Raw genomic sequence first — 18,450 nt, forward strand, 5'->3', positions numbered from 1 at the left:
GGGCGGCGTCGCGGCCTTCATCGACGCCGAGCACGCCCTGGACCCGGAGTACGCCAAGAAGCTCGGCGTGGACACCGATTCCCTGCTGGTCAGCCAGCCCGACACGGGGGAGCAGGCCCTCGAGATCGCCGACATGCTGATCCGCTCCGGCGCCCTGGACATCCTGGTCATCGACTCGGTGGCGGCGCTGGTGCCGCGCGCGGAGCTCGAGGGCGAGATGGGGGACAGCCACGTCGGGCTGCAGGCCCGGCTGATGAGCCAGGCGTTGCGGAAAATGACTGGCGCGCTGAACAATTCGGGCACCACCGCGATCTTCATCAACCAGCTGCGCGAGAAGATCGGGGTGATGTTCGGCAGCCCCGAAACCACCACCGGTGGAAAGGCATTGAAGTTCTACGCGTCGGTGCGCATGGACGTGCGCCGGATCGAGACGCTCAAGGACGGCACCAACGCGGTCGGCAACCGCACCCGGGTCAAGATCGTCAAGAACAAGGTGGCGCCGCCCTTCAAGCAGGCCGAGTTCGACATCCTCTACGGCCAGGGGATCAGCAAGGAAGGCTCGCTGATCGACATGGGTGTGGAGCAGGGCTTCATCCGCAAGTCCGGCTCCTGGTTCACCTACGAGGGCGAGCAGCTCGGCCAGGGCAAGGAGAACGCTCGCACCTTCCTGATGGAAAACGACGAGGTCGCCAACGAGATCGAGAAGAAGATCAAGGAAAAGCTCGGCATTGGCGCGGTCGTGACCGATGGCTTGTCCGATGACAGCGTCCTGCCCGCCCCCGTCGATTTCTGAGCCCTCCCGCGAGGAGCAGGCGCGGACGCTGTGCCTGCGCCTGCTCACCGCGAGAGCGCGCACCCGGTCCGAGCTGCACGGCCAACTGGCCAAGCGCGGCTACCCCGAGGACGTCAGCGCCTCGGTGCTCGACCGGCTCGCCGCGGTCGGCCTGGTCGATGACACCGACTTTGCCGAACAGTGGGTGCGGTCGCGCCGGGCGACGGCCGGCAAAAGCAGGCGGGCGCTGGCCGCCGAGCTGCGCACCAAGGGGGTCGACCGGGAGGTCATCGCCGCGGCGCTGTCGGAGATCGACGCCGGCGCCGAACGGGACCGGGCCGAGCAGTTGGTGCGGACCAAGCTGCGGCGCGAGGCGCTCGACGGTGACGACGCGCGGGTGACCCGCCGGCTGGTCGGGATGCTGGCGCGGCGCGGCTACAGCCAGAATCTGGCGTGCGAGGTCGTCCTCGCCGAGCTGGCCGCCGAACGGGAGCGCCGCCGAGTCTAGGCCGGTGACGTGCGGTTTCTCGCGTGCCGAGCGCTCGCCGTACCATGGCCCCGTGACTTCGACGCTGGCTCCCGCGCGCACCTACCAGGTGCGCACCTACGGCTGCCAGATGAACGTCCACGATTCCGAGCGGTTGGCGGGGCTGCTGGAAGCGGCCGGTTACCAGCGGGCGCCCGATGGGGCCGACGCCGACGTGGTCGTCTTCAACACGTGCGCCGTGCGCGAGAACGCCGACAACAAGCTGTACGGCAACCTCAGCCACCTGGCCCCGCGCAAGCGCGGCAATCCCGAGATGCAGATCGCGGTCGGTGGGTGCCTGGCCCAGAAGGACCGGCACGCCCTGCTGCGCAAGGCGCCGTGGGTCGACGTCGTCTTCGGCACGCACAACATCGGGTCCCTGCCGACGCTGCTCGAACGGGCCCGGCACAACCGGGCCGCCCAGGTGGAGATCGCCGAGTCGCTGCAGGAGTTTCCGTCCTCGCTGCCGAGTGCCCGCGAATCCGCCTACGCCGCTTGGGTTTCCGTCTCGGTCGGGTGTAACAACAGCTGCACGTTCTGCATCGTCCCGTCGCTGCGCGGCAAGGAGGTCGACCGCAGCCCGGCGGACGTCCTGGCCGAGGTGCGGGCGCTGGTGGACGACGGCGTGCTCGAAGTCACGCTGTTGGGCCAGAACGTCAACGCCTACGGCGTGTCATTCGCCGACCCGGCGCTGCCCCGCGATCGCGGCGCGTTCGCGCGGCTGCTGCGGGCGTGTGGGGACGTAGACGGGCTGGAGCGGGTGCGGTTCACTTCCCCGCATCCGGCCGAATTCACCGACGACGTCATCGAGGCGATGGCGCAGACGCCCAATGTCTGCCCCGCACTGCACATGCCGCTGCAGTCGGGTTCCGACCGGGTGCTGCGCGCGATGCGGCGCTCCTACCGCGCCGAGCGGTACCTCGGCATCATCGACCGCGTGCGCGCGGCCATGCCGCACGCCGCCATCACCACCGACCTGATCGTCGGCTTCCCCGGTGAGACGGAAGAGGACTTCGCCGCCACGCTGGACGTGGTGCGGCAGGCCCGGTTCGCGGCCGCCTTCACCTTCCAGTACTCCAAGCGGCCCGGCACCCCGGCCGCCGAACTCGACGGGCAGCTGCCGAAAGCCGTTGTGCAGGAACGCTACGGGCGCCTGGTCGAGCTGCAGGAGCAGATCTCGCTGGAGGGCAATCTCGCACTGGTCGGCCAGACCGTGGAATTGCTGGTCGCCGCCGGCGAGGGGCGCAAGGACAGCCGCACGGCGCGGATGACCGGCCGAGCCCGCGACGGCCGCCTGGTGCACTTCAGCGCCGAGGACACGGTGCGACCCGGCGACGTCGTCACGGCGGTGATCACCCAGGCCGCCCCGCACCACCTGATCGCCGACGCCGGCGTCCTCAGCCACCGCCGCACCCGCGCGGGCGACGCACACGCCGCGGGCCAGCGCCCGCGCGGGATCGGCCTGGGCATGCCCGCCGTCGGACCGCCCGCCGACCCCGCCGAACCGATAGAACCAATGGGATGTGCCCGATGAACGAAGAACACCCGGACCTCAACGCCCTGCGAACCGAGATCGAGGCCGCCGAGCGCCGGGTGGCGCGCGGATTCGACCCGGGCCCACGCGGTTTCGTGGTGGCGATCCTGGTCTTCGTGCTGCTGGGGTCGTTCATCCTGCCGCACACCGGCGCCGTCCGCGGCTGGGACGTGTTGTTCAGTAGCCACGGGGCCGGCGCGGCCGCGGTGGCGCTGCCGTCGCGCGTATTCGCCTGGCTGGCCCTGGTGTTCGGCGTCGGGTTCTCGATGCTGGCGCTGGTCACGCGGCGCTGGGCGCTGGCCTGGACCGCGCTGGCGGGATCCGCCCTCGCCGGCGCCGCGGGGCTGCTGGCCATCTGGTCGCGCCAGACGGTGGCCGCCGGCCATCCCGGTCCCGGGGTCGGCCTGATCGCGGCCTGGATCGTCGTCCTGGCGCTGACCTACCAATGGGCGCGGGTGGTGTGGTCGCGCACCATCGTGCAGCTCGCCGCCGAAGAGCAGCGGCGCCGGGTCGCGGCGCAGCAACAGTCGAGGACGCTGCTCGACAGCCTGGACGACGACACGGTCAAGCCGGCGCCCCCGGACCCCGACGCCTAGGGCTTACGGGTCAACGCCTCCGCGGCCGCCTGCGCCCACTGCCGCCACTGTTCGGCGTTCGCCTTGGCCTCTTCGGCCTCCTTGGTGCGGCCGGCCGCCTCGGCCTTCTGCGCCTGCTGCTCGTACTGTTCGGCGCGAACGCGGAACTGCTCGGCGCGCGCCTGCGCCTGCGGATCCGACCAATCGGCCTCGCCCGCGTCGCGCACCTTCTTCTCGACCGCCCGCAGCCGGCGTTCCAATTCGGCGGACCGTTCCCGCGGCACCTTGCCGATCGCGTCCCACTTCTCGGCGATCGAGCGCAGCGCCGCCCGGGCCGTGTCGTGGTTGCTGGTGTCGATCTTTTCCGCCTCGGCCAGCAGCGCCTCCTTGGCGGTGGCGTTGGCCCGCAACTCGGCGTCCTTCTCCGCCGTCGCCGCGTTGCGGGCCGTGAAGAACACGTCCTGGGCCGCCTTGAACCGCCGCCACAGGGCGTCGTCGACGTCCCGGGCCGCGCGCCCGGCCGCCTTCCACTCCGTGAGCAGCTTGCGGAACTCGGCGCTGGTGGCGGTCCAGTCCGTCGAATCGGACAACTCCTCGGCGCGTTCGCACAGCCGCTCCTTGGCCTGGCGCACGCCCATGCGTTCCCGGTCCAGCTCGGCGAAATGGGAGCCGCGGCGGCGGTTGAAGGCCTCCCGGGCCGCCGAATAGCGCTTCCACAGCGCGTCATCGACCTTGCGATCCAGGCCGCTGATGGTCTTCCACTCGTCGAGGATGGCCCGCAGCCGGTCGCCGGCGGCCTTCCACTGCGTCGAGTTGGCGGCCAACTCCTCGGCCTCGGCGGCCAGCGCCTCCTTGCGCGCGGTCTGGGTGGCGCGAAGCTCGTCGCGGCGCGAACGCTCCTCGGCGACGGCGGCCTCGGCCTGCTCGACGACGCTGCTCAGCCGGCCGGCCAGCGCGTCCAGGTCGCCCAGCACGGCCGCGGTCGGCAACGATTCGGCCAGTTCGGAGGCGTGGGCTTTGATCTTGCGGGCGTCACCGGTTCCCGCCGCGAGCCGCTCCTCCATCAGCGTGACCTCGGTGCTGAGGTCGTCGAAGCGGCGGCCGAAGTGGGCGAAAGCGGCTTCCCGGTCACCGGCCTGCCACGAGCCGACGATGCGCTCTCCGCCGGCGGTGATCAGCCAGACCGTGCCGTCGTCGTCGACGCGCCCGAACTGGTGCGGATTGCTGCGCGGGGGCGCCGGCACCGGGTGGGCGGTGGGTCGCGGGGCGCTCGACGGTCGGGGACCGGGACGCGGTCCCGGGCGGGGCACCGGGCGCGAAACCGGTTGGGGCACCGGCCCAGCCGGGTCTCCGCCGCGGGGTTCGTCTGTCGTCATGCGCTCGTCACCTACCCTTCGCGCGGTCGAGATTCCGCGCACCTGCCGCGCGTAGCGGCACCGTCTGCTGCACCCGTCGGTACGCCGGCTCGGCCCTCCCAACAGCTGCTCAACAGTATTCAAGCAGCTTGGCGGCCCACGCGCCGCCACCCTGACGATCCCGCGCAAGATGCCTCGGCGCGGACGCATCGGGTGTCTGTGATCCGTATCCGGCCCGGACGAGGAAACGGGCGGCCGCCCCCGGGGCTGAACCGAAGGTTGCCCACAGCCGTTGCATAGGTTGATCGCGTATCAACTGAAGGATGATTTTGTCGGCGAGCAGCAGCGTGGGCAACGTCATACAGTTGTTGCTGAACTGATCGCAAATTTTGCGTGTATTTCCGGGGGCCCCAGGGAAAGCTGGTCGGGGCAATCATGAGGTGAGGGGTCCGCTCATGTCGAAAGTTGACGTCGCTGCGTTGATCGCGTTGTGCGCGGCGTTGGCATCCGCGATCGGCGACGTGATCCGTCAGCGCTCGGCACAGGAGATCACCGACAAGGAGGTCGGCCACCTCGAGCTGTTCCGGATGTCGCTGCGGGACACCCGTTGGTGGCTGGGAGGCCTGGCGGCCATCGTCAACTACAGCCTGCAGGCCGGGGCCCTCGCCTGGGGCTCGGTGGTGCTGGTGACCGCGCTGCAGGTCACCGCCCTGCTGTTCGCCCTGCCGATCTACGCGCGCCTGACCAAGCGCCCGGTGACCCGCTTTGAGTGGGTGTGGGCGATCGTGTTGGCCGGCGCGTTGGCGGTGGTCATCATCGTCGGCGACCCGGCCTCCGGGAACCAGCGCGCCTCGGTCGAGACGTGGGCCATCGTGGCCGCGGTCATGGTGCCGCTGCTGGTGGCGTGCGTGGTCGCCGCGCGGATCTGGAAGGGCAGCCCGATCGCGGCCGCGCTGCTCGCGGTGGTGGCGGGCTCGGCGCTCGCGTTGTTCGCGGTGCTCACCAAGGGCATCGTCGAGCTGGGCGAGGACGGCGCACTGGCCGTCGTGACCTCGCCCGAGTTCGTGCCATGGCTGCTGCTGGCGCTGACCGGGATGATCTTCCAGCAGTCGGCGTTCCGCGCCGGCGCGCTGACGGCGTCCATGCCGACGATGACGGTGGCCAAGCCCGTCGTCGCCGGTTTGCTCGGCATCTTTGTGCTCGACGAAACCCTGAACGCCGACGGGCCGAAGGCCGTACTTCTGGTCGCCGCGATCGCGATGGTGATCGTCGCCACCGTCATGCTGGCCCGCGGCGAGGCCGCCACCATGGTCGCCGAGGTCGGGCGAGACGACGGGAGCCTGGCCGACCCTTTTAACGATCCGGTCTTGGCGGCGCCGGCCGAGGCCTGACCGCCTCGCGACGGCGAAACGTTAGTTTGGTGGCGTGCTCAGCGGCATCGCGATCGTTCCGTCGACCCCGCTGCTCGTGCCCGAGCTCGCCGGAGCGGCCGCCGCGGAGGTGACCGACCTGGCGGCCGCGGTGCTGGCGGCGGCCGCCTTCCTGCCCGCGCGCTGGGCCGTCGTCGGGACCGGCGAGCGTGACCAACTGTGGGGTCCCGACACGGCCGGGACGTTCGCGGGCTTCGGCGCGGACGTCGGGGTTCGGCTTTCCCCGCGGGCCCACCCCGAACCGCCTGCCGAGTTGCCCGTGTGCGCGTTGCTGGCCGGCTGGGTCCGGGGCCGGGTCCGGCCCGACGCGACCGCGGAGGCGCGGATCTACCCCGCCGGTCTTGACGCGGGCACCGCGCTGGCGCGCGGCCGCGACCTGCGCGCCGAGATCGACCGGGCGCCGGAACCCATCGGGGTGCTGGTGGTGGCCGACGGCGCGAACACCCTGACACCGGCCGCCCCCGGCGGCTACGACCCGGCCAACGCCGACGCGCAGCTGGCCCTCGACGACGCGCTGGCAACCGGCGACATCGCCGCTCTGACGCGGCTGCCGCGACAGATCCTCGGGCGCGTGGCCTTTCAGGTGCTCGCGGGCCTGGCCGAGCCCGGGCCGCGGTCGGCAAAGGAGCTGTACCGCGGTGCGCCCTACGGCGTCGGCTACTTCGCGGGCGCCTGGCAGCCCTGAGGTGGCCGTGCGACCACTGGCGATCATCGGCCCCACCGGCACCGGCAAGTCGCAGCTGGCGCTCGACGTGGCCGAACGGCTCGACCCTGGCGCCGAAATCGTCAACGCCGACGCGATGCAGCTGTATCGCGGGATGGACATCGGCACCGCGAAGTTGCCCGCCGACCAGCGCCGCGGCATCCCGCACCACCAGCTCGACGTCCTCGACGTCACCGAGACCGCGACCGTCGCCCGCTACCAGAGCGCCGCCGCCGCGGACATCGAGGCGATCGCGGCCCGCGGCGCGGTGCCCATCATCGTGGGCGGGTCCATGCTCTACGTGCAATCCCTGCTCGACGGGTGGTCGTTCCCGGCCACCGATCCCGCCGTGCGGGCGCGCTGGGAACAGCGGCTGGCCGAGGTGGGGGTGGGCGGATTGCACGCCGAGCTGGCGCGCCGCGACCCGGCCGCGGCCGCGGCCATCCTGCCCACCGACGCGCGGCGGACCGTGCGCGCGCTCGAGGTAATCGAGCTGACCGGCCGGCCGTTCGCCGCGTCCGCACCCCGCATCGGTTCCCCGAGATGGGGCACCGCGATTGTCGGCCTCGATTGCGAGACAACGGTCCTCGACGAGCGGCTGGCCCGGCGCACCGACGACATGTTCGACCGGGGCCTGGTCGGCGAGGTGGTCGCGCTGCTGGACGCGGGTCTGCGCGACGGGGTGACGGCGTCGCGGGCCCTGGGCTACGCGCAGGTGATCGCGGCGCTCGACGCCGGCGGCGGCGCCGACCGACTGCGCGACGCGCGAGAACTGACCTACGTCGGCACCCGGCGCTACGTGCGGCGGCAGCGGTCGTGGTTCCGCCGCGACCACCGGGTGACCTGGCTGGACGCGGCGGACCCGGCCACGCTCGTCGACGGGGCCCTGCGGGCCTGGGGCCACGTATCCTGAGCACGTGAGATTCGCGAAGGGCCACGGTACGGAGAACGACTTCGTGCTGCTCCCGGACGCGCAGGCCACGCTCGATCTCACCCCCGCCCGGGTCACCGCCCTGTGCGACCGGCGGCGCGGATTGGGCGCCGACGGCGTGCTTCGGGTCACCACCGCGGGCGCCGCCCTGTCGGCCGGCGTGCTCGACCGGCTGCCCGACGGCGTGGCCCCGGCCGACTGGTACATGGACTACCGCAACGCCGACGGTTCCATCGCCCAGATGTGCGGCAACGGCGTCCGGGTGTTCGCCCATTACCTGCGCGCCAGCGGCATGGAGGCCCGCGACGAGTTCGTCGTCGGATCGCCGGCCGGCGCCCGACCGATCACGGTGCACGGTGCCGACGCGACCCACGCCGACATCACCGTCGACATGGGCAAGGCCAACACGCTCGGCGGCGGAAGCGCCGTGGTGGGCGGCCGCCGGTTCTCCGGCCTGGCCGTCGACGTCGGCAATCCCCACCTGGCGTGCGTGGACCCCGGCCTGACCGCCGAGGAGCTGGCCCGCCTCGACGTGGCGGCCCCGGTGGACTTCGACCACGCCCAGTTCCCGGAGGGGGTCAACGTCGAAGTTCTCACCGCGCCGACGGATGGCGCGGTGCGGATGCGGGTACACGAGCGGGGCGTGGGCGAGACCCGCTCCTGCGGCACCGGCACGGTCGCGGCCACCGTGGCCGCGCTGGCGGCCGGCGGGGCGGCCACCGGCACGCTGACGGTGCGGGTGCCCGGCGGCGAGGTCGTCGTCACCGTCACCGACGCCACCAGCTACCTGCGGGGGCCGTCGGTATTGGTTGCGCACGGGGAGGTCAGCGGGGAATGGTGGGACGCGCAGGAGCGTTAATTCGAGTGCGCGGCGCCGATTCGCCGTGCATCATCTTGTATTGCCTATGACACATCCTGAATCGCTCAATTTCGCTCCCGCAGTTGAGGAGCCAAGCACCGGCGAGCTCGCCCTGGAAGAACGGTCGGCGCTGCGCCGCGTCGCCGGCCTGTCCACGGAACTCACCGACGTCTCCGAGGTCGAGTACCGCCAGCTTCGGCTGGAGCGCGTCGTCCTGGTCGGCGTGTGGACCGACGGCACCGCCGCCGACAGCGAGGCCAGCATGGCCGAGTTGGCCGCCCTCGCGGAGACCGCCGGCTCCCAGGTGCTCGAGGGTCTCATCCAGCGCCGCGACAAGCCCGACCCGTCGACCTACATCGGCTCGGGCAAGGCCCAGGAGTTGCGCGAGGTCGTGCTGGCGACCGGCGCCGACACCGTGATCTGTGACGGTGAGCTGTCCCCGGCGCAGCTGACCGCACTGGAAAAGGCGGTGAAGGTCAAGGTCATCGACCGCACCGCGCTGATCCTGGACATCTTCGCCCAGCACGCCACCAGCCGGGAAGGCAAGGCCCAGGTGTCGCTGGCGCAGATGGAGTACATGCTGCCGCGGCTGCGCGGCTGGGGTGAGTCGATGTCCCGGCAGGCCGGTGGCCGCGCCGGTGGCAGCGGGGGCGGCGTGGGCCTGCGCGGTCCCGGTGAAACCAAGATCGAGACCGACCGCCGCCGCATTCGCGAACGCATGGCGAAGCTGCGCCGCGAAATCAAGGACATGAAGCAGGTTCGCGACACCCAGCGCAGCCGCCGCCTGCGCAGCGAGGTGCCGTCGATCGCCATCGTCGGCTATACCAACGCCGGCAAGTCGAGCCTGCTCAACGCGCTGACCGGGGCGGGTGTGCTGGTGCAGGACGCGCTGTTCGCCACGCTGGAGCCCACCACGCGACGCGCCGAATTCGACGACGGTCGCCCGCTGGTGCTCACCGACACCGTCGGGTTCGTCCGCCACCTGCCCACGCAACTGGTCGAGGCGTTCCGCTCCACGCTGGAGGAGGTCGTCGACGCCGACCTGCTGCTGCACGTGGTGGACGGCTCCGACGCCAACCCGCTGGCCCAGATCAACGCGGTTCGAGAGGTGATCTCCGACGTCATCGCCGACCATCACGGCGACCCGCCGCCCGAGTTGTTGGTGGTGAACAAGGTCGACGCCGCGAGCGGCCTCACGCTTGCCGAGCTTCGGCACGCGCTGCCCGGCGCCGTCTTCGTCTCGGCCAGGACGGGTGAGGGCATCGCCGCGCTGCGGCGCCGGATGGGCGAGCTGGCCGTCCCCGCCGACACGGCCGTGGACGTGGTGATCCCGTATCACCGCGGTGACCTGGTGGCCCGGCTGCACGCCGACGGGCGGGTGCAGGAAGAGGAGCACAGCCCCGACGGCACCCGGATCAAGGCCCGGGTTCCGGTGGCGCTGGCCGGCCGCCTGCAGGAGTTCTCGGCCGACTGACCTACCGGGGTGACCGGGCCCCGGGCCGCTGCCGACCAACCGTCTGGTTGGTATATGTTGGGCGGCAGAGTTTCCAGTCGCCGGAGGTCATCCACATGGGCAGTGCCGTCAAGTACCAGCGCACTCTTTTCGAGCCGGAACACGACCTGTTCCGCGAGTCCTACCGGGGCTTCCTCGACCGTCACGTCGCGCCCCATCACGACGAATGGGAGAAGGCGAAGATCGTCGACCGCGGCGTGTGGCTGGAGGCCGGCAAGCAGGGCTTCCTGGGCATGGCCGTGCCCGAGGAGTACGGCGGCGGCGGCAACCCCGACTTCCGGTACAACACGATCATCACCGAGGAGACCACCGCCGGTCGCTACAGCGGGATCGGCTTCGGCCTGCACAACGACATCGTCGCGCCCTACCTGCTGGCCCTGGCCACCGAGGAGCAGAAGCAGCGCTGGCTGCCGAAATTCTGCACCGGCGAACTCATCACGGCGATCGCGATGACCGAGCCCGGCACCGGCAGCGACTTGCAGGGCATCAAGACACGCGCCGTCAAGCAGGGCGACCATTACGTGCTCAACGGCGCAAAGACGTTCATCACCAACGGAATCAACGCCGACCTGGTGATCGTGGTGGCGCAGACCGATCCCGACAAAGGGGCGCAGGGCTTTTCGTTGCTCGTGGTGGAACGCGGCATGGAGGGCTTTGAACGCGGCCGGCACCTGGACAAGATCGGGCTGGACGCGCAGGACACCGCCGAGTTGTCGTTCACTGACGTCAAGGTTCCCGCCGAGAACCTGCTGGGGCAGGAGGGCATGGGGTTCATCTACCTGATGCAGAACCTGCCGCAGGAGCGCATCTCGATCGCCATCATGGCGGCCGCGGCCATGGAGCAGGTGCTCGAGCACACGCTGCAATACACCAAGGAGCGCAAGGCTTTTGGCAAGCCGATCGGCAGTTTCCAGAACAGCCGCTTCGTGCTTGCCGAGCTCGCGACCGAGGCCACCGTCGTGCGCATCATGGTCGACGAGTTCATCCGGTTGCACCTGGACAAGAAGCTGACCGCGGAACAAGCGGCGATGGCCAAGTGGTACTCGACCGAAAAGCAGGTGCACCTGATCGACCGTTGCCTGCAATTGCACGGCGGGTACGGCTACATGCGCGAATACTCCGTCGCCCGTGCCTATCTGGACGCGCGGGTGCAGACCATCTACGGCGGCACGACCGAGATCATGAAAGAGATCATCGGCCGCAGCCTCGGGGTCTAGCACTTAGTCAGCGGAAACGGCCAATTCGGACCTCGACGGCAAACCGCTGCGCGGGCCGGGTCCGTTTGTTCGGGTGGATCGTTGACCAGTTAATGGCTTCACGTACCGTCGCCCCATGCGTTTTGGGTTCGTCGGCGGCGTAATGGCGCACCGCCGAGGCTGTGCCGTATTGGGATTTGAGCGTGGCTCGGCATCATTTCGACATCGGCGTGGTATCCGTTTTTGTAATATTCGTGATTTGACTTCGCATTGTTCGTCGGCGGGAGCAAAGTTGTCCGAGCGCGGCGATAACGCGGATCGGAACGGGGCCGCGTCCCCGCGGTCGTGCGACGGCCCGCTCGCCGGCTGTGCAGGCACGGGCATGGCCGCAGGTCGGGGCGCAGCCGTCGGCTGGGAGGCTTGGTGAACGGGCAGAGAGGTCACATGCGCGGGCTGATCGTGAGCGCGCTGGTCAGCTTGGCCGCCACGGCACTGGCCCTCGGCTTGCTGGCCTCACCGGCGGCGGCGTCTCCGATCGGCGACGCCGAGGCCGCCATGATGGCCGCGTGGGAGAAGGCGGGCGGCGACGGTTCGCCCCTGGGCCCCCGCAAGGGCGATGTGTACCCCGCCGGTGACGGTTTCGAGCTGAATTTCGACGGCGGCAAGATGTTTTTCACCCCGGCGACGGGCGCCAAATTCGTCTACGGTCCGATCCTGGACAAATACGAGATGCTGGGCGGCCCCGCCGGCAGCGACTTGGGCTTCCCCGCCATCAATGAGGTGCCCGGCCTCGCCGGACCCGACAGCCGGGTGGCGACCTTCTCGGCGAGTGACAAGCCGGTGATCTTCTGGACGCCCGACCACGGCGCGTTCGTGGTGCGCGGCGCGATCAACGCCGCCTGGGACAAGCTCGGCAGTTCCGGCGGCGTGCTCGGGGTCCCGGTCGGCGATGAGACGTACAACGGCGAGGTGTCCGCGCAGAAGTTCAGCGGCGGTCAGGTCTCGTGGAACAGGCAGACGAAGCAGTTCACCACCGAACCGCCGGCGTTGGCCGACCAGTTGAAGGGCCTGCAGGTGGCGATCGATCCCACCGCGGCCATCAACATGGCGTGGCGCGCCGCCGGCGGACCGAATGGGATGCTGGGGGTCAAGAAGGGCGCGCAGTACCCGATCGGCGGCGACGGGATCGTCCAGGACTTCGCCAACGGGAAGGTGTACTTCAGCCCCGCCACCGGCGCGAACGCCATCGAGAGCAACATCCTGGCCAAATACGACGCGCTGGGCGGGCCGGCCGGCAGCGATTTGGGTTTCCCCACCGCCAACGAATCCGACGGCGGCATCCCGTCCAGCCGCGTCGTCCCCTTCTCCGGTGCCGACAAGCCGGTGATCTTCTGGACGTCCGAGCACGGCGCGTTCGTGGTGCGCGGCGCCATGAAGGCGGCGTGGGACAAGCTTCGCGGGCCGACCGGCAAGCTGGGCGCGCCCGTCGGCGACCAGGCCGTCGACGGCGACGTCGTCTCCCAGCAGTTCACCGGCGGCAAGGTCTCGTGGAACCGGGCGAAGAACACGTTCAGCACCGACCCGGCCAATCTGGCGCCGCTGCTGTCCGGCCTGCAGGTCTCGGGGCAGAACCAGCCGAGCAACTCGGCGATGCCCAGCCACGCCAAGAAGTTCACCTGGCAGTGGTGGTGGCTGCTGGCCGCCATTCCGGTGCTCGTGCTGATCGTCCTGGCGGGATTGCTGGCCCTCGGCTGGCGCCGGCGCCGCGCCGCCCGCGCGGACGTCGGCTACGAGCCCCACCGCGACCTCGATGCCGGTTACGACGCCGCGGGCGACCAACACTGGGGACGCGACGAAGTCGCCACCGACCACTTCGCCCGCCAGCCGGAAGCGGCCGATGCCGAGGGCGGCGGCCGGGTGAGCTGGCGCCGGGGCGGTGCGGACGAGGATTCCTACCGGGCCGACGAGGATCCCGACGCGGTGGACACCGACTCCTTCGCCGCCGTCTCGCCGGCCACGTTGGCGGAGGCCGGCTACCCCGAGGCCGAATCCGATTACGCCGAGGCCGAACCCGGTTACCCCGATTCCGGCTACCCCGAGTCCGAATACGCCGAATCCGACTATGCCGAACCGGATCACGCCGAACCCGGCTACGCGCAAGCCGACTACGCCGAGTCCGATTACGTCGAAGCCGAGTACGTCGACGACCTGCCCGAGCCCGCCTACCCGGAGCCCGTCCGGGCCGACGATGACTACGTCGAGGCCGAATACCTCGACGTCGCCGTGCCACACACGCCCCCGGACACCGAATTCGAGCCCGGCGTCCCCGAGGCCGGCGCCCCCGAGGCCGAGTACCCGGACGTCGCCGTACCGCACGTCCCGGCGGACGTTGGCGATGCCGTGGAAGATGCCGTGGAAGATGTCGAGGCCGACGCCGTGCCCGCGGCCCCGGCGGCCGAACAGCGCGGCGGGCGGCACGCGGCCGCGGAGGACGAGGACAGCGGAGCCGGGGCCGGTCCGGCCGGGCGCCCCACGATCCACCTACCGCTCGAGGACCCCTACCAGGTGCCCGAGGGCTACCCGATCAAGGCGAGCGCCCGCTTCGGGCTGTACTACACGCCGGGCAGCGAGCTCTACCACGACACGCTCGCCGAACTCTGGTTGTCCAGCGAAGAAGTGGCGCAGGCCAACGGCTTCCACAAGGCGGACTGACCCCGGCCGCCGGCTATACCTTGCGGATCACCGTGACGACCTTGCCGAGCACGGTCGCGTCATTGCCGGGAATGGGATCGAACGCCGGGTTGTGCGGCATCAGCCACACCTGACCGCCCGCACGCTTGAACGTCTTGACGGTGGCCTCCCCGTCGAGCATGGCCGCCACGATGTCGCCGTTGTCGGCGACGTTCTGCTGCCGGACCACCACCCAGTCGCCGTCGCAGATGGCCGCCTCGACCATCGAGTCCCCGACGACCTTGAGCAAGAACAGCGTCCCCTCGCCGACCAGCTCGCGCGGCAACGGAAAGACGTCCTCGACGGCTTCCTCGGCGAGGATGGGCCCGCCGGCCGCGATGCGGCCCAGGACGGGAACGAACGTCGGCTCCGGAAGGGCGTCCGAACCGGCGACTTCCGTGGCCGGCGCCGCCATCTCGTCGTCGGCGCCGCGGACGTCGACCGCCCGGGGACGGTTCGGATCGCGGCGCAGGTAGCCCTTGCGCTCGAGGGTGCGCAGCTGATGGGCCACCGAAGACGTCGACGTCAGGCCGACGGCGTCGCCGATCTCCCGGATGCTCGGCGGGTAACCGCGGCTGGTGACCGACGCGCGAATGACGTTCAAGATGGTGCGCTGCCGTTCGGTCAGCGTCGAATCCACGGCGTGCAGCCGACCGTCCGTGCCCGCCGATGAGGTGTCGTTGCTGTCGCTCATGGCACTGAATGTAACCCCACCGGGCCCAAGAATCAAACATGTGTTCGACTAGCGTGTCGGGATCCTACCGACTCCGCCAAAACGACGTCTGATGTCTTGAATCACAAAGGTGTAACTCTTCGACGGATCGGGTATTTCAGCCGCATGTCAGCTCTAGCGCCCACGGACTTGTCGGTGGGGTGGTCTAGCGTTCGACTCGTGCGACACGCTTCGCTCACATGTTCGGATTTCGAACACACGAGCGATACAGTCGAACAGCTGAGCGAAGAATAGTTGACCGGAGGAACGCAGATGACAACCATCCACACGCTGGCGCCGCGTACCAGCAACCCTCGGCGTCCGGTCAACGGACCGGTTCAGGGGCTTCGCTACGGCCGGGAGGGCCTGGCCCGCTCCCGTAGGCCCGGCCCGACGCGCCCGGCCGGCGCGCCCACCCGCTATCACGGCACCGGGGTCGCGATGTCCGGCGCGCCGCACCGCAAGCGGCCCGTCACGGTGACGACCACCATTTGGCTCGCGCTGGCCGCCGGCGCCATCACCCTGTGGCTGGGCCTCGTCGGCAACGTCGGCCAGGTGCTAAACGGCGACTCGGGCAGCTCGGCCGCTCACGTCCCGGACCGGCTGGCCGTCGTCCGCGTCGAGGCGGGGGAGTCGCTGCAGGACGTCGCCCACCGGGTGGCACCCGACGCGCCGGCGCGCCAAGTCGCCGACCGCATCCGCGAACTCAACGACATGAACTCGCCGGCCCTGGTGGCCGGCCAGACCCTGATCGCCCCGGTCGGCTAACGGCGCGAGTACGCTCGAAGTGCTGCGGTACCTGGATGTCGGCACGGCGAAGGAGCGGTCATGCATTGCCCGTTCTGTCGCCATCCCGATTCCCGGGTGATCGATTCGAGGGAAACCGATGAGGGGCAGGCCATTCGGCGCCGCCGATCGTGCCCCGAGTGCGGGCGGCGTTTCACCACCGTGGAGACGGCGGTGCTCGCCGTGGTCAAACGCAGCGGAGTCACCGAACCCTTCAGCAGGGAGAAGGTGATCAGCGGTGTCCGCCGGGCCTGCCAGGGCCGCCAGGTGGACGACGACGCGCTGAACCTGCTGGCCCAGCAGGTCGAGGACACGGTGCGTGCCGCGGGTTCCCCCGAGGTCGCCAGCCACGAGGTCGGCCTGGCCATCCTCGGCCCGCTGCGCGACCTCGATGAGGTGGCCTACCTGCGGTTCGCGTCGGTGTATCGCTCCTTTGAGTCGGCGGACGACTTCGAGCGTGAGATCCAGGCGCTGCGCGAACACCGCCAGGTGACGACGCCGACCTGACGGCACGGCGGGCTGCGTCGTCGCCGGGCTAGTCTCAGTTTCATGCCCCCCGACTTGCATCCCGATATCGCTGCCCTCGCACCGCTCCTGGGGACGTGGGCGGGCCAGGGCTCGGGCGAGTATCCGACGATCCAGCCCTTCGACTACCTCGAAGAGGTCGTGTTCTCCCACGTCGGCAAGCCCTTTCTGGCGTACGCCCAAAGGACCAAGGCGGTGGCCGACGGCAAGCCGTTGCACGCCGAGGTCGGATACCTGCGCGCGCCGCAGCCCGGTCAGGTCGAACTGGTGCTCGCCCACCCGAGCGGCATCACCGAAATCGAGGTGGGCACCTTGACGGTCAGCGACGGTGTCATCGAAATCGAGCTGTCCACAACGGACGTCGGACTCACGCCCACCGCCAAAGAGGTGACCGCGCTGGGCCGCACCATCCGCGTTGACGGCGACGAGCTGTCGTATTCGGTGCGGATGGGCGCTGTCGGGCAGCCCCTGCAGCATCACCTCAGCGCGGCGCTGCGCCGGCAGGCCTGAGCGCGGCCTGCGGTCAATCCAGTTGCCTCACACCGTCATTGACGACGCGTCCGGCCACCCCGACCCAGCCCTCGGCGTTCCACGTCGTCTCGATGACCGACCCCCTGCCCTGGGTCACGTGCAGGTCGCGGCTGAGGTAGTCGGTGATCCGCATCGCAGCCGAGCCGGTCGCTTCGTCTTCCGGCACACCGAGGTTCGCGAAAAAGCCGCGGGAGCGCAGGGCTCCGGCTTCCCGGTCGGTCCAGGCCCACAGGTAGTGCGCCGTGTCGTCGGGGAAATCGCCCGGGTCGGCGGCGAGAAGCTCGTCGGCTGAACCGAATTCGTGCAGGGCGACCTCGGGCGCCCAATCCGAGCGCGCGCTGACGCGCGTGCGGTCGCCGGCGTAGCTCACCTGCACGAGACCGGCCGGCACGTGCAGCGTGTTGATCGGCGTGCCGTTCTCCCGCAGCCACCACGACGCGCCGACGATGGGGTGCCCGGCGAATGCGATCTGGACCAGCGGCGTGTAGATGGTGGCGTGCGCGGTGGTGGAACCGGCGGCGGGCAGGTCGACGAAAACCGTTTCGCTGTAGCCCAATTGGGTGGCCAGCCGTTGCCGGTCGGCGGGCTGGACCTGAGCGGCATCCACTACGCCGAGCGGATTGCCGAAATTGCCCTCCGCGTCGGTGAACACCCGCAACACTGTGACGTCGATAGCCATGGCCCGACTGTACGACCCCCGGCGGGGCCGCATCGAGCAAGGTGGTTCAGGTGGCGCTGCGTTCGTCGGAACCCATCGCGTTCAGCACGGCGACGCGCGTGGGCGCGGGGCCGCTGACGGCCTTCTCACCGCCGCCGCTGCGGAGCAGCGCGCGCAGGGCGGCCTGATCGTATTCGGCGGGCGCGGTGGTGTCGATGAAGCGTTCGACCACGTCGATGAAGCGGGCCGGGTCGTCGTGGAACGGGAAGTGTCCGGAGCCTTGAAAGATCTCCAGGCGGGAGCCGGGCATCGCGGCGTGTGCCATCCAGGCGTGTCGGACCGGGACGACCACATCCTTGGTGCCCCAGACGATCTGCACCGGGATGGCCTCGGTCAAATAGCATCGGTCGAGCATGGTGACGATCTGCCCGCGCCAGTCGACCACCGCCCGCAGGGTCCGGCTGAAGGCCGCCGAGGCGGTCGGCTCCGGCAGATCGTCGAGGATCCGCAAGACGTTGGGCAGGTCGCGGCCCAGGCCGGTCGAGCCGATCGCCAGGCCCGCTATTCGCCCGGCCAGCTGCACGGCGGGCAGTACGAGGGGGAGCCGCAGCAGGGCCAGCGCCTCGCTGCCCATCGGCAGCGACGCGAGCCGGAGCGCGACGTTCACGTCCTTGGTGACACCACCCGCGGCGACCAGAATGAGCCGGTCGACCAAATGCGGGAACTGGTAGGCGAATTGCATGGCCACGCCGCCCCCCAGCGAATGCCCGACGACCGTCACCCGCTCGATGTCGAGGACGCTGAGCAGGTCACGCATCCCGTTCGCGTAGGCGGCGACGGAGTAGTCGGCGCGCGGTTTGTCGGATCGCCCGTGGCCGAGCAGGTCCGGGGCGATGACCGTGAACCGCTGAGCGAGCTTGGCCTGCACGGTGTTCCAGGTGGTGGAGTTGTCACCGATGCCGTGCACCAACAGGATCGCCGGCCCGTCACCGGCGATGCGGTAGGCCCGCTTGTAGCCGTGGATGGTGCGGAATTCCAGCCGGGGCGCGGTGACCTCACGCACCGGGCGGAGAGTGCTCTTGCGCTTCCGCTCGGTCATGTCGCCAACCTTGGT

Annotated in this window: 18 protein-coding genes; 14 read left to right on the forward strand and 4 right to left on the reverse strand. The window is 70.2% G+C overall.

Translation table 11 applies throughout. From position 1 onward, the window contains the following. From recA to WU80_RS08080, 4 genes are all read left to right on the forward strand, one after another. Window positions 1-793: recombinase RecA (recA, locus tag WU80_RS08065; RefSeq protein WP_055405745.1), on the forward strand; the 793-nt coding region annotated here is incomplete at its 5' end. Next, on the forward strand, window positions 759-1,280 hold the full coding sequence (gene recX / locus WU80_RS08070; protein WP_055401701.1) for a recombination regulator RecX: 522 nt from the start codon (window positions 759-761) through the stop codon (window positions 1,278-1,280). The genes recA and recX, both read left to right, overlap by 35 nt. A gap of 52 nt (window positions 1,281-1,332) precedes the next feature. Continuing rightward, the gene (gene miaB / locus WU80_RS08075) at window positions 1,333-2,832 is read left to right on the forward strand and encodes a tRNA (N6-isopentenyl adenosine(37)-C2)-methylthiotransferase MiaB (protein WP_255353601.1); all 1,500 of its coding nucleotides are present in this window, start codon (window positions 1,333-1,335) and stop codon (window positions 2,830-2,832) included. Then, window positions 2,829-3,428 carry a hypothetical protein gene (locus tag WU80_RS08080; protein WP_055401697.1) on the forward strand — a complete coding sequence of 200 codons (600 nt, stop codon included), beginning with the start codon at window positions 2,829-2,831 and terminating at the stop codon, window positions 3,426-3,428. The genes miaB and WU80_RS08080 overlap by 4 nt, the downstream gene beginning before the upstream one ends. On the opposite strand, the gene WU80_RS08085 is transcribed toward WU80_RS08080, so the two are convergent. Further along, window positions 3,425-4,783: a DUF349 domain-containing protein gene (locus WU80_RS08085; protein WP_055401695.1), complete on the reverse strand. Its 1,359-nt coding sequence runs from the start codon at window positions 4,781-4,783 to the stop codon at window positions 3,425-3,427. The genes WU80_RS08080 and WU80_RS08085 overlap by 4 nt on opposite strands. Window positions 4,784-5,217: 434 nt before the next feature. Between WU80_RS08085 and WU80_RS08090 the strand changes: the two genes are divergently transcribed. From WU80_RS08090 to WU80_RS08120, 7 genes are all read left to right on the forward strand, one after another. Continuing rightward, window positions 5,218-6,153, forward strand: coding sequence for a DMT family transporter (locus WU80_RS08090; protein WP_055401692.1), 936 nt, complete (start codon window positions 5,218-5,220; stop codon window positions 6,151-6,153). A 34-nt stretch (window positions 6,154-6,187) separates the two neighbouring features. Continuing rightward, window positions 6,188-6,877, forward strand: coding sequence for a hypothetical protein (locus WU80_RS08095; protein ID WP_055401690.1), 690 nt, complete (start codon window positions 6,188-6,190; stop codon window positions 6,875-6,877). Window positions 6,878-6,884: 7 nt separating this feature from the next. Continuing rightward, the gene (gene miaA / locus WU80_RS08100) at window positions 6,885-7,808 is read left to right on the forward strand and encodes a tRNA (adenosine(37)-N6)-dimethylallyltransferase MiaA (protein WP_055401711.1); all 924 of its coding nucleotides are present in this window, start codon (window positions 6,885-6,887) and stop codon (window positions 7,806-7,808) included. Window positions 7,809-7,812: 4 nt separating this feature from the next. Then, the gene (gene dapF / locus WU80_RS08105; RefSeq protein ID WP_055401688.1) at window positions 7,813-8,685 is read left to right on the forward strand and encodes a diaminopimelate epimerase; all 873 of its coding nucleotides are present in this window, start codon (window positions 7,813-7,815) and stop codon (window positions 8,683-8,685) included. A gap of 46 nt (window positions 8,686-8,731) precedes the next feature. Continuing rightward, window positions 8,732-10,159, forward strand: coding sequence for a GTPase HflX (gene hflX / locus WU80_RS08110; protein WP_055401686.1), 1,428 nt, complete (start codon window positions 8,732-8,734; stop codon window positions 10,157-10,159). Between the two features lie 95 nt (window positions 10,160-10,254). Beyond that, entirely contained in the window at window positions 10,255-11,415 is a 1,161-nt protein-coding gene (locus tag WU80_RS08115; protein WP_055401684.1) for an acyl-CoA dehydrogenase family protein, read from the forward strand. Window positions 11,416-11,838: 423 nt separating this feature from the next. Beyond that, entirely contained in the window at window positions 11,839-14,106 is a 2,268-nt protein-coding gene (locus WU80_RS08120) for an LGFP repeat-containing protein (protein ID WP_055401682.1), read from the forward strand. A gap of 13 nt (window positions 14,107-14,119) precedes the next feature. Here the strand turns inward: WU80_RS08120 and lexA are convergent, their stop codons facing one another. After that, entirely contained in the window at window positions 14,120-14,818 is a 699-nt protein-coding gene (gene lexA, locus WU80_RS08125; RefSeq protein WP_055401680.1) for a transcriptional repressor LexA, read from the reverse strand. A gap of 291 nt (window positions 14,819-15,109) precedes the next feature. On the opposite strand from lexA, the gene WU80_RS08130 reads away from it, so the two are divergent. The 3 genes from WU80_RS08130 to WU80_RS08140 are packed head-to-tail and all read left to right on the forward strand — an operon-like array spanning window position 15,110 to window position 16,657. Then, window positions 15,110-15,604, forward strand: coding sequence for a LysM peptidoglycan-binding domain-containing protein (locus WU80_RS08130; protein ID WP_055401678.1), 495 nt, complete (start codon window positions 15,110-15,112; stop codon window positions 15,602-15,604). Window positions 15,605-15,664: 60 nt separating this feature from the next. Then, window positions 15,665-16,129 (forward strand): transcriptional regulator NrdR, encoded by a 465-nt coding sequence (nrdR, locus tag WU80_RS08135; protein ID WP_055401676.1) that lies wholly within the window; start codon window positions 15,665-15,667, stop codon window positions 16,127-16,129. Between the two features lie 42 nt (window positions 16,130-16,171). Then, window positions 16,172-16,657 carry a peroxynitrite isomerase gene (locus WU80_RS08140; RefSeq protein WP_055401674.1) on the forward strand — a complete coding sequence of 162 codons (486 nt, stop codon included), beginning with the start codon at window positions 16,172-16,174 and terminating at the stop codon, window positions 16,655-16,657. Window positions 16,658-16,670: 13 nt separating this feature from the next. On the opposite strand, the gene WU80_RS08145 is transcribed toward WU80_RS08140, so the two are convergent. Together WU80_RS08145 and WU80_RS08150 are read right to left on the reverse strand one after the other, a co-directional pair. After that, window positions 16,671-17,357, reverse strand: coding sequence for a PhzF family phenazine biosynthesis protein (locus WU80_RS08145; RefSeq protein WP_055401672.1), 687 nt, complete (start codon window positions 17,355-17,357; stop codon window positions 16,671-16,673). Window positions 17,358-17,403: 46 nt separating this feature from the next. After that, window positions 17,404-18,435: an alpha/beta fold hydrolase gene (locus WU80_RS08150; RefSeq protein ID WP_055401670.1), complete on the reverse strand. Its 1,032-nt coding sequence runs from the start codon at window positions 18,433-18,435 to the stop codon at window positions 17,404-17,406. Window positions 18,436-18,450 lie beyond the last annotated feature (15 nt).

Origin of the sequence: Mycobacterium sp. UM_11 (assembly GCF_001414075.1) — a bacterium.
Taxonomy (GTDB): Bacteria; Actinomycetota; Actinomycetes; order Mycobacteriales; family Mycobacteriaceae; genus Mycobacterium.

What these genes read in the sequence shown, in the direction of transcription:
- recX (WP_055401701.1), top strand. Translation starts at nt 759, where the DNA reads ATGACAGCGTCCTGCCCGCCCCCGTCGATTTCTGAGCCCTCCCGCGAG.
- WU80_RS08080 (WP_055401697.1), top strand. Translation starts at nt 2,829, where the DNA reads ATGAACGAAGAACACCCGGACCTCAACGCCCTGCGAACCGAGATCGAG.
- WU80_RS08085 (WP_055401695.1), bottom strand. Translation starts at nt 4,783, where the DNA reads ATGACGACAGACGAACCCCGCGGCGGAGACCCGGCTGGGCCGGTGCCC.
- WU80_RS08090 (WP_055401692.1), top strand. Translation starts at nt 5,218, where the DNA reads ATGTCGAAAGTTGACGTCGCTGCGTTGATCGCGTTGTGCGCGGCGTTG.
- hflX (WP_055401686.1), top strand. Translation starts at nt 8,732, where the DNA reads ATGACACATCCTGAATCGCTCAATTTCGCTCCCGCAGTTGAGGAGCCA.
- WU80_RS08115 (WP_055401684.1), top strand. Translation starts at nt 10,255, where the DNA reads ATGGGCAGTGCCGTCAAGTACCAGCGCACTCTTTTCGAGCCGGAACAC.
- WU80_RS08120 (WP_055401682.1), top strand. Translation starts at nt 11,839, where the DNA reads ATGCGCGGGCTGATCGTGAGCGCGCTGGTCAGCTTGGCCGCCACGGCA.
- lexA (WP_055401680.1), bottom strand. Translation starts at nt 14,818, where the DNA reads ATGAGCGACAGCAACGACACCTCATCGGCGGGCACGGACGGTCGGCTG.
- WU80_RS08130 (WP_055401678.1), top strand. Translation starts at nt 15,110, where the DNA reads ATGACAACCATCCACACGCTGGCGCCGCGTACCAGCAACCCTCGGCGT.
- nrdR (WP_055401676.1), top strand. Translation starts at nt 15,665, where the DNA reads ATGCATTGCCCGTTCTGTCGCCATCCCGATTCCCGGGTGATCGATTCG.
- WU80_RS08140 (WP_055401674.1), top strand. Translation starts at nt 16,172, where the DNA reads ATGCCCCCCGACTTGCATCCCGATATCGCTGCCCTCGCACCGCTCCTG.
- WU80_RS08145 (WP_055401672.1), bottom strand. Translation starts at nt 17,357, where the DNA reads ATGGCTATCGACGTCACAGTGTTGCGGGTGTTCACCGACGCGGAGGGC.
- WU80_RS08150 (WP_055401670.1), bottom strand. Translation starts at nt 18,435, where the DNA reads ATGACCGAGCGGAAGCGCAAGAGCACTCTCCGCCCGGTGCGTGAGGTC.